Consider the following 13,598-nt stretch of genomic DNA (forward strand, 5'->3'; position numbering starts at 1 on the left):
CTCTCCCGGTATGACGCAAGTTATACCGGGTTCTTTCATGATTGAAATGGGACAAAGTGGAAATTTGTACGAATGTGTACGGTTCAAGTGTCGTGCCGATGCGATCGCCCTTCTAATATATTGTACTACCACATGAAAGGGGGGTAACGATACCTGTTCATGCAGAGGTAGTTCAAAAAGCTGACTTTCCGTCTTTTTGAACACATGAGCACTGGATTTCATGAAACGGGGCTAAATTATGAAGCCGAAAATAATGTTGTTCTCACACATTTGCAACGCAATTTATATTACGGGAGCCGAGAAGCTGCTCTTGTTCTTTGTACAAGAAATACTGCCCCAATATCATTGCGTGATTGTCGTACCGAATGAAGGAGCCTTAACGCATCAAGCAAGAGCTCTCGGGGCCGAGATTATCATCCTGCCTTGCCCACTGCTGTATCTGATCTATCAACCCACGGATTATATTAAGGCCGAACTTGAGTTATTGAAGCAAAAAGATGCCTGGGGCCATATCCTCTATTTATTACGCACGAACAATCCCGATATTGTGATGACGAACACATGTGTTCATGCACTGCCTGTCGTAGCTGCCAAAAGCCTTGGGATTCCAACCATATGGCAGATTACCGAGACCATGGAGCAGAATGAATGGACGCATCTCTCGGTTGAGATTATTCATCAGAACGCTGATGTCATTCTCGGCATATCAGAAGCTACGGTGCGGTCTTTTGTAGGTGAGGATGTAAGGAAAAAGATCACCATTCTCCCACCATCTTGGCGCATGGAGGAACTGCAGCCGGAAGCGTGGGGGCATAACCGAATCTCCAAACGCAAACAGCTTCGTATTCAAGAATCCAGCATGCTTATCGGGTATATCTCCTCTTACATTTATCCAAGTAAAGGGCTTTATCATTTTATCAAAATGGCGCTGCAAATTTGTGAGGAATACAGTTTCACCGAATTTGTCATCATCGGGAAACCAAAAGATGAGACGTATTTTCAGAAATGTATTTCATTAATCCAGAATTCAAAATATTTTCATCGATTTCATTTCATTCGTTTTGAAGCGAACATTCAAGCTGTATATCCAGCCATGGACATCGTCGTCGTGCCCTCTCTAAGTCATGAAGGATTCGGTATGACGGCGCTCGAGGGACTTATCTTCGGCAAGCCGGTTATTGCTTATCGTTCTGGCGGGCTGAGTGAAATCTTGCAAGCAACAGGTAACAGCGAGTACCTGGTAGACGTTGGGGATATCGATGGGTTAGCAGCTTGTGTACGCGATCTGCTTAGTCATCCCTTCAGAGTGCATCAGGTGGGAGCGCGTAATCATCTTCACGTGCAGGCTGCGTTCGGTATCGATAAGTATCGAATGGACCTTCAGAACGTGCTAGCCAAACCGGAGTTGCATGTTAAGAAAAGTCCGGCAGCAAGCTCAGTTCGAGCCGCAAAGAAGATGAGCCGCGTGAAGAGAACGAAGACATCGGCAAAAGGAAAGAAGCGTAAACGGGTCATTCGAGTCAAACGGAAACGCTCCTCCCGGAGGAATAAGAGCGGTAGACGCAGGTAACGATCACCTCCGTGTTGCTCCGTTCACCACTCATGTTCTCTCAATTTATGCTAAGAGGTGATTGCAACATTATGCGTATCATGACCATCTTGGGTACACGGCCTGAAATTATTCGGCTCAGCCTAATTATTCGCAAATTGGATCAGTTTGCTGAGAAACATGTGGTTGTGCACACAGGACAGAACTTCACATCATCGTTAAGCGGTATTTTTTTTGATCAATTGCAGCTTCGGGAGCCGGATCATATTCTGCTCGAAGCACAACATTCGTTAGGTGGTCAACTTGCGAGGATGTTCGTCGAAGTGGAGTCGCTCTTATTCAAGGAACGCCCGGATAAAGTATTGCTCCTCGGCGACACGAACAGCGCGCTGTGTGCGATATTAGCCGAGCGGATGGGGTTTCAAGTCGTTCACATGGAAGCGGGAAACCGATGCTATGACTTATCGGTGCCAGAAGAGAAGAATCGCCGCGTGATCGATGCGATCTCTTCCATTAATATGCCTTATACCGAGCAGAGTAAGAAACATCTTGTGCGCGAAGGCGTGCCAAGTGAGCGTATCGTCGTGACAGGCAATCCAATATACGAGGTGCTGGAGCATTATCAACCGCAAATTGAACAGAGCGATATTCTCGATCAGTTAAAGCTGACTTCACGCAAGTATATGCTGGTGACCACGCACCGCGCAGAGAATGTGGATCACCCGGAAAGTCTAAATGCCATTATGGAAGGGTTAAACAAGATTGCGGAGCGATTTGGAGAGCGGATCATTTGCAGTACGCATCCGCGCACGAGATCGCGCATCCGTGAGAGCTTAAAGCTTCAAATGCATCCACTTGTAGAATTTCACGAGCCCTTCGGTTTTTTTGATTTCGTGAAGCTGGAGCAGCATGCGCGCCTTGTGTTGACAGATAGCGGAACCGTACAGGAAGAATGCTGTATTTTCCAAGTGCCAACGGTGACCATTCGCAATTCAACCGAACGTCCAGAGACGGTGGATTGCGGAAGCAATATCGTATGCGGCGTGAATTCGAAGTCGATGATGGAAGCGGCGGTGATCATGTCAGCATTGCCTGCACGCTGGGCGTGTCCATCCGGGTATCTGGCAAGTGATGTTTCTGATAAAGTCGTAAAATTTTTGCTTGGAGGGAGACTTCATGTTTAACAATCAACGCATTTTGGTGACGGGCGGGACGGGATCCTGGGGTTATGAATTGATTCGCCAGCTTCTGCCGCAAAATCCGAAAGAGATTATTATCTACTCCAGAAACGAAACAAGTCAGGTGGCGATGAGCCGGACCTTTGAAGATCCAAGGTTAACATTTCATATTGGAGATATTCGCGATCAAGAATCTATTATGCGCGCCTGCGAAGGCGTTGACTATGTGTATCATCTTGCAGCGCTTAAGCATGTTCCAGTCTGCGAAGATCATCCGTATGAAGCTTTAAAAACAAATGTTGTCGGTACCCAGAATGTGATTGAGGCTGCAATCAAAAACAATGTCAAAAAGGTTATTTACATTTCAACGGACAAAGCAGCGAACCCGTCGAACTTCTATGGCATGACCAAAGCGATCGGGGAGAAATTGATCGTGTACGCGAACTTGCTGCACTCCGATACGAAATTCGTCTGTGTACGTGGAGGTAACGTTCTGGGCACGAACGGCAGCGTCATTCACTTGTTTATGAGCCAAATCAAACAGAAAAATCAAATCGGCCTGACCGATAAGAAAATGACCCGCTTCTTCTTAACGCTCCAAGATGCGATCACGCTGCTGTTCAAAGCATCGATTGAAAGCGTCGGCGGCGAAATTTTCGTCATGACGATGCCAACATGCAAAATCGTTGAGCTCGCGGAGGTATTAATCGAAGCTTCGGGTAAGAAAGACGTTCGAATCGAGGAAACCGGAATTCGCCCTGGGGAGAAAATTCATGAGATTCTCATGAGTGATTACGAAAGCGCGACGACGGTTGTATTCGATGAGCAATATTTGGTCATTTTGCCAACGATCGATATTCCTGGACTGAAAGATCACTATCACCGTTTCCCACTTGTCGAATTCAGCAGTTTCAGCTCATCTCAGAATTTAATGGATAAATCTAAAATCAAAGAGCTTCTCATTCGAGGAGGGTTCTTGGCATGAAAATGCTGATCATTGGCGGTAACGGGATGGCGGGTCATCTATTGGTCCGCTATTTTCGGCAAAAAGGAGAATACCAAGTCTACTATACAACAAGAGGTACTGTCGATCGCGATGGCCTTTTGCTGGACGTTACAGATGATCAGTCCGTCCATGCCATCCTTCGAGCCGTACGTCCTGATATCATCGTGAATGCAGTAGGTATTCTGAATCAAGCGGCAGAGCACAATCCAGCTCTCGCTTATGAGGTCAACGGTATATTCCCACACCGGCTTCGAAAAGCGGCTGACGCGCTCGGCGCTCGGCTTATTCATATCAGTACGGATTGTGTCTTCTTAGGGGACAGAGGCAGCTATAGCGAGGCGGATATACCAGACGCTGCTTCCGTATACGGGCGTTCGAAGGCAGTTGGTGAGGTGAAAGACGCCCCGAATCATGTGACTGTCCGGACATCGATCATTGGACCTGAAATCAGGTCTTCCTGTATCGGATTAATGCATTGGTTCATGCAGCAGAAAGGCGACGTCAGCGGTTATTGCCGCGTTCTGTGGAACGGCGTGACGACGCTGGAGCTTGCTCGTGCGGTCGAAGCCTTCGCGATGAATCGGGTATCAGGGCTTGTCCATCTCGTCTATCCGACGCCGATCAGTAAATATGAATTGCTGCAATGCATGAAGAAGGCATTTGACAAGCAGGACGTTCAGATTATTCCTGATGAAACCACAACTCTCGATCGTACGCTCATCGCCACCCGCTCCGATGTTCAATATGTTGTGCCGCATTATGAAGAGATGCTGCAGCAGCTTGCTGAGTGGACTCGGAACCAATGAAAGGAAAATCCATTCTCATTACGGGAGCAGGCGGGTTTACGGGCATGCATGCATGCGAATATTTTGCGGGAATCGGGATGCAGGTGTACGCCTCCGTTCGACATCTGGATACGAATGTGCTATTCGGTGAGAAAATCGTATGCGATATGATGCACAAAGAGCAAATCTATGCTATGGTACGGCAGCTTCAGCCGGATTATGTCTTGCATTTGGCAGGCAGAAATTCCGTACCTGAATCTTGGAAGGAACCTGTCTCCTATTTGGAGACGAATGTGATGTCGACCTTTTACCTTCTGGATGCGTTACGTGAGATTCCCAAGTGTCGTACCCTCGTGATCGGCTCCAAGCTGAAGTTTGATATTCGTGTGACCTCGCAGCCCCCACATCCCTATAGCTTAAGCAAAACCATGCAGCAAATGGCAGTCAATACATGGGTCCATCTATTCGGGCAATTCATTATGCTGGCAGAACCTAGCAATTTGATCGGTCCAGGGCCATCGACAGGTATTTGCGCACTCCTTGCTAGAAAAATGGTTCAAGTAGAGAGAAACGTCACTGTAGAGCCGTTTCGCCTATCATCTACCGAAGAAACGCGAGACTTTCTAGACATTCGTGATGCTGTGAGAGCGTACAGAATCATTCTGGAGAATGGTAAGCAGGGACAAAGTTATCCGATCGAGTCAGGTAAATTGCTCCGACTAGGAGAGGTGTTTCAGACCTTTCAGCATTACGCGCGGACACCGATACCTGTAGAAGTTGCGGGCAATGATGCCGGCATTCATGCTCCAGTCCATCATGCGAATCCGTTCGTGATGAATGAGCTCGGCTGGCAGGCGCGCATTCCTTTTGATCGATCGGTTCAGGATATTATTCAATATTTTAGGAATCAGTGAGGTGGTAAAGTTATGAAACCAAAAGTAAGTATTATCATCCCATTCTACAATTGTCCATACATCGAGCAAGCGATTCAAAGCGCACTTAATCAGACGTACGATCAAATTGAAGTCATCGTGATTGATGACGGTTCAACGATGTACGCGGAGCGAATTACACCTTATCTGGATCATGTCCACTATTTGGGCAAGGCGAACGGAGGAACAGCGTCTGCGTTGAATCACGGAATTAATATGTCTTCCGGCGAATATGTCGCCTGGTTAAGCTCAGATGATTTATTCTACCCAAGCAAAATTGAGAAGCAATTGTACTTTATGTTGGAGCACAATGCGCGAATCAGCTATACCTCATTTAATAGTATCAATGAAAAGAACGAAATAACCCAAATGGACGTTACACCCCGTTACCCGAATTCAATCGATTTCTATCGAACGTTTCTGAATGCAAATCCGGTAAATGGCTGTACCGTCATGATGCGAAGAGATTTTTTTGGACGAATTGGGATGTTTAACGAGAGTCTTCCTTATACACATGATTTGGATTTATGGTATCGCGCGCTCTTGAACGGGATTCACTTTCACTTCTTAGGGCAATCCTTGGTTGCTTATCGTTGGCACGAGGAAATGGGAACGAAGAAGCATTCGGAGGCAATCAAGCAAGAGGTGGCATTTACCATGGGTAAATACAAGCCATCGCTCGAATGGCTCATTTCGCAAATGGAATGAATAGGGACATAATTTGGGTTCATTGCCCTGTACATTCGTCGCGTCTGTAACAACGAGTCCGCAATAGAATATAGCAAGCGAATGGATATCATTGAAATTCCCCCTAACAGTGAACTGATCGTTACGATCAGTTCATTGATTAACACAGAAATTGAGACAATGAAAGATGTGCAGGTTCGTTTGCCCTTGTACTGCACATTCCATTCGAGACAAAGAAGGAACACAAAAATGTTCATCCATTATTCGATGAACATCATAAGCATATTGTCTAATCGGGAAAAAATTGATCTGCAGCAGCGGCCAGGCTGTTCGTGTGAATCCTTTGGTGCGAGGCTTGCCACAAGACTTTATGGTTATGAATCATTAACACCTGAGGTGATTGATGCAGAATCCCAAACCGCTGTGTCACTTGATTGGATATATGCTGTTCCTCGATAACCCTAACGACAGCGAATAGAAATTTAGAAGCTTGATGTGGAAAGTGATCAATAAAACGATGTAGGGCGACATGCGCATTGCGGCTTGGACCGCAGTGCGTACTGTGCTTATATAGGAACAACGGCTTATGAATTGATTGTTCCAACCAATTGTTCAATTGTTCCTCGGTTTGAAGCATGATTAATCCTGACATGAGGCGGGCTCCTTTATCTAAGGATATCTTCAACACCTGACCGGTTCTTCTATCACTTATCGTGTCATATGATGAAGTAATATCGTTACGAGAGAAGTAGAGGGGGGACTTGCACCTTGTGGCAAATACCTTGGATATCGTTTATCCTGCTTATTCTGGCGAGTTATCGACTAACTCGTTTAATTGTATTTGATCAGATTACATCATTCATTCGTCGCCCATTTCTGGAAGAAAAATTTCAACAAGATGAATCAGGGTTTGTCGTTGCGACGATTGAGGAGAAGGGCGGGCGTTTCCACGCATTCATGCGGGATTTGCTTACCTGTTATTGGTGTGTGGGTGTTTGGTCATCGGTCGCCATAACGCTCGCTTATTTATTGATTCCGTCAATTGCCTTTCCCGTTATTCTTATCCTAGCGATTGCCGGTGCAGCAGGGATTCTAGAATCGTTTGTTCGGGGTTAAATGTAAGATCCCCAGCATCGTCTCAAGACGATTGGCGAAGGTATGGCGTTGCAGTGTTCGGTCGTAAGCCTTTTTGGCCATCGATGTTCTCGCACTGTCGTCATGAACGAAGGCATGAATCTGCTCGGCGCACTCTTTGGGTGATGAGAAAGAAGTAATCTCCTCGCCAAGCGTATAACACTGTTCCAAATCAGGACGGAAATCCGTAAGTTGATAGGCATTGCAGGCTGCGATATCAAATGTCCGATTATTAATGGAGTAGCCTGGTACCCCCGTTTTATTTTTATCTAGAAAAGCGTCATCATGGCTTCGGTGAATATTAAGAACCACTTTGGCTCCGTTATAGTATCGAACGGTTTCCGGGGTGTTGACCCATTTTTTACGAATGTTCGGTATACAACCATCGGAAAGTTTGAGCGTATCCCAGAAATGGCCGACGATTTGAACCTTGACTTCACGGTCTAGATGCCGAAGCAGTTCTTCCATGAACGTGATTCGGTTCTGATATCCGGTCCCGACGAAGCACACATCGCTGTGGTAAGTAGGGTGCGTGGTGAATGGACGGAATACGTCCGGATCGGTTCCAAGCGGCAAGTGGAATACGCGTTTACAACCTATGCGTTCATAGAAAGGAATGCAGCCAGAATCAATCGTAAATACAACATCATAGGCTGCCGCGACCGCGAAGGCATTGTCGATGGCATAGGGGTCATCGGTGAACCAGACGGCTGTCTCGATGCCCATGTTGCGAATGCGGTGTACGAGATCGACAGGTAAATGCGATTTCGGACCGCATAGGGTCAACACCAGATCAGGCGCATATTGCTCGATCTCCGGCAATAAATGCTGAATCGGCGATCGGTTCAATAGAAAAAATCGAGTCTCGGGATATCTGCCGACCAGGGCCTTCATGAGCGCATTATCAAGCATATCGATGGGCCTGCGATATCCTGAAGCAATATAGTAGATTTTCATGTTTCTCTCCTGTATGCTGACGCTGCGAATTTATAAAAAAAAGGGATGGTGTGGACCACCCCAACGACAGCAGGTTTTCTGTTAAGTGAGCGGGAAGGGATATGGGGGACCAGGAAAGATCGTAGGACATTGATTCGGGAATGTAACCGTACATGGATTTTCCGGAATCGGAATATCCGCACGTGGTTGACACAATTCCGCTTCGACCATCAATTTGACAATCGCTGTAACTTGAATGCTTTGGCAGATGTTGATATCGACGTTCACAGAGGTATTGTCTACAACATCCAGAACTTCGATTGTCGTTCCAGATAAGATGACGGTCACTTCAACGTCTGTTCCTGGAGGCGCGCATAACAGTACTTTTTCAAATCGGACAAAACTCTTTGTGTAAGAGCAGTGAGGCAGGCCTGTGGAGTTATCAATGATTGTAACGCGATAGGTTCCTGTTTTTCTAATAACCACCCGTTGCAATGTTACTGTCGTCCCGCCAATGACCACGGGTACATTTTCTCTCACGGAACCAGGTTTCTCAACTGCTGCAACACTAACCAACTCGACTTCTACGTGAAACGACGAAGGCAACGGTAAGCATGCAACTGGGTCAATGATGGATTCATCAACGATTTGGACCACTTTGACAATCCAGTCGAATATCTTTGGAACTTGTATACACTCCAGTGTAGGTAACGGTAAATATTCTGGAGGTGTATTTTGCCCTTGAACTAATTTACGTTCCATTTATGTTTCGAGCCTCCTTTTGTAGTTGTTAAACTCAATTACAGTCTATGGGTATCGTGGTAAAAAGGTGACGGGTAAGTTTGATTTATTTTGTTCAGGGGGAATGCGTATGGAACAGCAAGTCGTCATTCGTAATCCAGCGGATATTCAGTGGTTTGGACTGAATAAAGACGGGTCCATTGCGTATTCGAAACACGGTTTGGACGGGATGTCTGCTCATAAACGTATCAAGGCGAGTGCACCGATTTCATCCTTCTGCATGCTCCAGAACAATGGGAGTATTCATATTTTAGCTGACACCACTAGCGGCATGTATTACATCAAAGTTGCAGAGCATAGCCGTGATCAGAAAGAGCTGCGAGTCGCAGCGAACAGGCAAGCACGGTTTCCATATTTGTTCATCTATAAATCGGTTCTCTATGTATGTTGTGTTGTTACAGAACTTGAAGAATCGAAGCTTTTCTTGAAGTCTTTGGACAATGGAGTATGGAATGAGAGGTATATACCATTATTTAGAGGTGAAGGTGCCTTAGTCCGTTTGGATGATGCGGTATTTACGATATCGAATCAAGGCAAGCTGCATGGATTGTTTCGATGCCTCAATCCCCTCGATGAATGTGTTCTGTATAGTTTGGAATATGATGTAGAGCAGGATGTCAGGAACGAACGCCGCTTATTTGCATTGAAGCAGAAGAACCAACGCTGGCATATGGGACTGGATGTTGACTGCCTTGGGATGCCTCATTTTGTATGGACGATCCTAAATGGAGGGTCAGTTGCGTATTATTACGTGAATGCAGCCCGCGAAGCGCGTTCATCGATGCCGCTATTAATCAACGGGGATCAAGATGCGGCTATACCGCATTTCTTATTTGCGAATGAATGCATTCTCGTATTGTTCTGGGACGGGAATGAAAAGATTGAATACGTATATTCCTTAAACCAGGGGCGGACGTGGTCTGCCAGCGGTCATATTCACTTTGGTAAGCAGTCTTCCTTGCGGATGGTTCAATCCATCAGGAAACAGTCTACTATGATTTCGCCGGCGAAGGTGCTGGGGTTTCATATGCCTTTTTTTCGGTCGCTTGAATTTATAGACCTGTTTAATCCGTTCATCGGATTGGGATTCTCCGCATCATCGGTGGAGCGATTTCATTGGATCAAATTGCAAATGGAGTATCTTTATCGTGATTACCTGCAACATACAAATCAGTTAAGACAGGAAGCGAGCAAAGTCGCTCTTCTTAATGAAGCAATGGAAGATCAGGTCAGGAGCCTGATGAGAGAAGTTGATCAATTGAAGGAAGAGGAAAAGAAGGTATTGGAACAGCTCAAGGCTATGAACGAAATGAAAGAAGATGAAGAAGAACATTTTTCTCTCCGCTTCATAAGATAGTATATACAAATGCCTATGTGCGGAGGTGAACAGTATGGAAATTCGAATTAATTCTGTTACGCTGTGCCATATATCCGGCGCATTACTTCGAGATGTCTATGATGTATTGACGCGGTATGCCATGCAATTTCATGTCGACCATGATCACCAAAGGCTGTACATTGTTAGTCCTGTGCAGGGTATTCGGATATACTGGGAAGTGAACGACGGGCTGATCCCGCTATCCGTGACCGAGAGGGTCAATGCAAGCCTGACGCAACTAGGATTCGATGTTCGTGTCATCGCGGATGAAGAAGAGAAGAGACGTCAACAACGATTATGGGATTCATCGAAACCAGGTCTATGGTTATCTGTTGGTCGTGACAAGCAGTATGCAAGCGGCATGACCATCTATTTCTCGCTTAATAAAATGAAAGCCAGTAAACAATTCGCATCTCTACTGAATCAGAACATTGCCAAAATGACGGATATTCCGGTAAATGGCGCTTTCTTTGAATGGAAAAATACGATGAACACTTTGATCCCATTAGCCGGTTCAGAACCGTCGATCCCAACTGTCCAATTGGCTTGCAATGACTTTGCGAAAATGAGTGAACGTCAGATTGAAGATTTTACTTACTGTATTACACGATCGTTTACTGCATTCTATCACCAATCCTTCCTGATTGATGTTATCCAGTATTTCATGTACTTCCAAAAGGCGGCTGCCTCGATAGAACCAGAGCCAGTTGAAGAGATCAGGCAGGTCTTGGCGGTAAATGAGGCACATGAAGAGGAAGTACAAGAGCAAGTGCAAGAGCAAGTTCAAGTGCAAGTGCAAGTGCCGGAGCAGCACGAAGAAGTACAGCCAGTAAAACAACCCATCGTTGATGTGCAGAGCACAGTTGAGCAAGTTGCCGTTCAACAAGAAGAGCAACATGAAGAAGCACTGTACCAAGAAGCAGAGGAAGAGGCTGTTCAGCCACACCATATCCCGATCGAGCAACCAGAGGAACCCATCACTCACGCCGCAACGCCAAGTACAAATCACTCCACTTTTTCTTGGATGCAATCACAAATGGTAAGAAGAGAAACGAAGAAACCCGAGAGTGGTCTCACGACAGATTCATTCATGGGGCAAATGAATCGATTGGCGCAAGCGTCGCAGAAGCAAAAACATGAACAAAAGCCCATTAATCTGTTGACGATTAATCGACAAAAGTGACAGGAGCTGATTCGTATATGGACGGCTTCGTCATGACCACGAATGTATACCGACAAATGGCCAACTACTGTGTCTTGCAACAACCGATTGAAGCATGCGGATTTTTGTCTGGATCGAATCAGGTGGCTACGCGATACTGGCCTATTCGGAATGATGATCAAAGTCCCGTTTCATTTACGATGAATCCGGTTGAACTTGATGAGGCATTCACACGGATCGAAGCATCCGGCGAGGCGTGCTACGCGATGTTTCACTCGCATCCTACGGGTCTTCCTTATCCTTCGCCGTTTGATATTGAACATATGGCATATCCGATCTCCTCGATCATCGTATCGCTGATCGGCAATCGCCCGCGTATTCGAAGTTTTACGATTCAAGAGGGAAAAGCATATCCTGAACGAATTATTCTGGTGCCAATATAGCGGTTTTCAAGCGCTGAATCCACGTCAGAGCCCAAAAACCGCTGTTTTGTCATTTTACGGGATGATCAGCCGTAAGGGGATAAGAGTGAGACTCCAATAATAATGAGTGAAATAGATTATGGCAGCGTAAGGATGGATTGATAGATATCCGCAACGAAAGCAAGGCCAGCTGTATTCGTAGCACCGTTATTGACATAGTTGGCGACTTCGAACGAGAAGACGAAGCTCAGGTTAAGAGCTGCGCTAAGCAAACCGAAACTTACAGGAATCGTATAGAAACGGACGTTCTGCCAATTATAAGGGAAATGGTTATCTGGGAAGATGCCTGAGTTCGGGTTTAAAGATCCAGCGTTCAAATCAACGTCCAATCCTGTAACTGGAACAGGTAGAATAACGATGCCGGTTTGATCCACAGCCTGAATCCGAGCAGTTACTGCATTATCGGCGAACACAGCCATCGCGATGACGAATTCTCCGAATACACCCAAAGATAATGGAATGTTAGACGATCTCGCAGCAAAACCTTTCGTTTCGCCAGGAAGAGGGACGGGCTGAGTCCATAAAAATTGAGGATTTGGTTGTGAGTTAAATGCCGTATTGTTGTCATTATCAAATTTACTGATTTGCGGCCAAATGAGTGGGGCATTGCCGACGTTGACTGCATTTGCAGCGCCTCCGGCTAACAAAGAGGTAACGGCTGCTGCTCTGTTCGCGCCTGTTACGACATTGCCCGTGGAGCTTACAATGCGTTGAAGGGGTGAAACCGAAATACTTGGCATACATAATCAACTCCTTATGTGATCTACAATATGATGTAACAAATTAATCTCTTATCCCCGTACGATGTTAATATATTCAGCTACTCTATCTATTGTATGGTTAATCTACTACTACCAATCGTCTATTTTTCATTCAGCATTGATAGTCGTACTTTTTCATAGAGTAGGGAAACCCGATTTAACTAAAGCGACTTAAGAAACGAAAAACCGCGGCCGTGTTCGGTCTGCGGTTCAATACAAGTTTTTACGACTGATTATACATGTACGCAGGTTGGTTAAGGTTTGGGTGATTGCCCTCCTCTTTTTTCAACCTTCGAATCAATTTTGAAGGTGAAGTCTATTTCATTATATGAATCACAATAGTTTAAAGTACGGGTGGTTCACCCAATATGTACATAGACGATGATCCGAGAAAATACACGGTTCTAGCATGAAAAAAATAATTGATACGGGGATATCTGCCAATTTATTATCTGTCAGGTTAAAGACCCATTAGCCGCTCTCTACTATCGCATAATATATAAGGGCATATATAGTGATACTTTTTGCGAGTAAAGGGAGTGAACCATGAAGCGCATATTAATTTGCGGAGTTGCCGGCTTTCTCGGTTCTCATCCGGCTAAAGAATTGGTAGCGGAGGCTGGTTGTGAAGTCATCGGCATTGATAATTTATCTACAGGTCGAGAGAATAACCTTGAATGGATCATGAGAGAGGCTAATTTTACTTTGATCCGATGCGACGTAGCTTCTAATGAAGAACGATCGCTGGAACTAATCGCTAAGGTAGACCAAATCTACCATTTCACAAAGAAAAAATGAGGCGAAAAT

The 13,598-nt window shown here is 45.5% G+C and carries 15 protein-coding genes; 11 read left to right on the forward strand and 4 right to left on the reverse strand.

The annotated features are described in order from the left end of the window. Nucleotides 1-238: 238 nt before the first annotated feature. From GCU39_RS30865 to GCU39_RS30890, 6 genes are all read left to right on the forward strand, one after another. Complete coding sequence (locus GCU39_RS30865) at nucleotides 239-1,570, forward strand: glycosyltransferase family 4 protein (RefSeq protein ID WP_152396976.1); 1,332 nt, start codon at nucleotides 239-241, stop codon at nucleotides 1,568-1,570. Between the two features lie 71 nt (nucleotides 1,571-1,641). Beyond that, nucleotides 1,642-2,733, forward strand: a complete 1,092-nt coding sequence (wecB, locus tag GCU39_RS30870) for a non-hydrolyzing UDP-N-acetylglucosamine 2-epimerase (protein WP_152396977.1) — start codon at nucleotides 1,642-1,644, stop codon at nucleotides 2,731-2,733. Then, nucleotides 2,726-3,712, forward strand: coding sequence for a polysaccharide biosynthesis protein (locus tag GCU39_RS30875; protein WP_152396978.1), 987 nt, complete (start codon nucleotides 2,726-2,728; stop codon nucleotides 3,710-3,712). The genes wecB and GCU39_RS30875 overlap by 8 nt, the downstream gene beginning before the upstream one ends. Then, nucleotides 3,709-4,539, forward strand: coding sequence for a dTDP-4-dehydrorhamnose reductase family protein (locus GCU39_RS30880; RefSeq protein WP_152396979.1), 831 nt, complete (start codon nucleotides 3,709-3,711; stop codon nucleotides 4,537-4,539). The genes GCU39_RS30875 and GCU39_RS30880 overlap by 4 nt, the downstream gene beginning before the upstream one ends. Continuing rightward, a complete protein-coding gene (locus GCU39_RS30885) occupies nucleotides 4,536-5,432 on the forward strand; it encodes an NAD-dependent epimerase/dehydratase family protein (RefSeq protein ID WP_152396980.1) in 897 nt (298 codons plus the stop codon). Before GCU39_RS30880 ends, GCU39_RS30885 begins: the two co-directional genes overlap by 4 nt. Before the next feature lie 12 nt (nucleotides 5,433-5,444). After that, nucleotides 5,445-6,158: a glycosyltransferase gene (locus GCU39_RS30890; RefSeq protein WP_152396981.1), complete on the forward strand. Its 714-nt coding sequence runs from the start codon at nucleotides 5,445-5,447 to the stop codon at nucleotides 6,156-6,158. Nucleotides 6,159-6,426: 268 nt separating this feature from the next. Here the strand turns inward: GCU39_RS30890 and ytxJ are convergent, their stop codons facing one another. Then, a complete protein-coding gene (gene ytxJ / locus GCU39_RS30895) occupies nucleotides 6,427-6,789 on the reverse strand; it encodes a bacillithiol system redox-active protein YtxJ (RefSeq protein WP_152396982.1) in 363 nt (120 codons plus the stop codon). Between the two features lie 116 nt (nucleotides 6,790-6,905). Between ytxJ and GCU39_RS30900 the strand changes: the two genes are divergently transcribed. Beyond that, nucleotides 6,906-7,253 (forward strand): DUF1360 domain-containing protein, encoded by a 348-nt coding sequence (locus GCU39_RS30900; RefSeq protein WP_152396983.1) that lies wholly within the window; start codon nucleotides 6,906-6,908, stop codon nucleotides 7,251-7,253. On the opposite strand, the gene GCU39_RS30905 is transcribed toward GCU39_RS30900, so the two are convergent. Together GCU39_RS30905 and GCU39_RS30910 are read right to left on the reverse strand one after the other, a co-directional pair. Continuing rightward, nucleotides 7,230-8,228, reverse strand: a complete 999-nt coding sequence (locus GCU39_RS30905; protein ID WP_152396984.1) for a CgeB family protein — start codon at nucleotides 8,226-8,228, stop codon at nucleotides 7,230-7,232. The two genes, GCU39_RS30900 and GCU39_RS30905, sit on opposite strands and share 24 nt — an antisense overlap. A gap of 81 nt (nucleotides 8,229-8,309) precedes the next feature. Next, nucleotides 8,310-8,969: a BMQ_0737 family morphogenetic spore coat protein gene (locus GCU39_RS30910; protein WP_152396985.1), complete on the reverse strand. Its 660-nt coding sequence runs from the start codon at nucleotides 8,967-8,969 to the stop codon at nucleotides 8,310-8,312. Nucleotides 8,970-9,078: 109 nt separating this feature from the next. Here GCU39_RS30910 and GCU39_RS30915 point away from each other — a divergent pair, with 109 nt between their 5' ends. From GCU39_RS30915 to GCU39_RS30925, 3 genes are read left to right on the forward strand one after another with little or no spacing between them, the layout of a single operon-like run. Further along, nucleotides 9,079-10,365: a hypothetical protein gene (locus GCU39_RS30915; protein ID WP_152396986.1), complete on the forward strand. Its 1,287-nt coding sequence runs from the start codon at nucleotides 9,079-9,081 to the stop codon at nucleotides 10,363-10,365. Nucleotides 10,366-10,399: 34 nt separating this feature from the next. After that, complete coding sequence (locus GCU39_RS30920; protein WP_152396987.1) at nucleotides 10,400-11,569, forward strand: hypothetical protein; 1,170 nt, start codon at nucleotides 10,400-10,402, stop codon at nucleotides 11,567-11,569. Nucleotides 11,570-11,586: 17 nt separating this feature from the next. Continuing rightward, entirely contained in the window at nucleotides 11,587-11,991 is a 405-nt protein-coding gene (locus GCU39_RS30925) for a M67 family metallopeptidase (RefSeq protein WP_152396988.1), read from the forward strand. A gap of 116 nt (nucleotides 11,992-12,107) precedes the next feature. On the opposite strand, the gene GCU39_RS30930 is transcribed toward GCU39_RS30925, so the two are convergent. Continuing rightward, complete coding sequence (locus tag GCU39_RS30930; protein WP_152396989.1) at nucleotides 12,108-12,770, reverse strand: hypothetical protein; 663 nt, start codon at nucleotides 12,768-12,770, stop codon at nucleotides 12,108-12,110. 567 nt (nucleotides 12,771-13,337) lie between these two features. On the opposite strand from GCU39_RS30930, the gene GCU39_RS30935 reads away from it, so the two are divergent. Then, a complete protein-coding gene (locus GCU39_RS30935; RefSeq protein WP_152396990.1) occupies nucleotides 13,338-13,589 on the forward strand; it encodes a GDP-mannose 4,6-dehydratase in 252 nt (83 codons plus the stop codon). The last annotated feature ends 9 nt before the right edge of the window (nucleotides 13,590-13,598 follow it).

This window comes from Paenibacillus guangzhouensis (genome assembly GCF_009363075.1).
GTDB classification, from domain to species: Bacteria; Bacillota; Bacilli; order Paenibacillales; family Paenibacillaceae; genus Paenibacillus_K; species Paenibacillus_K guangzhouensis.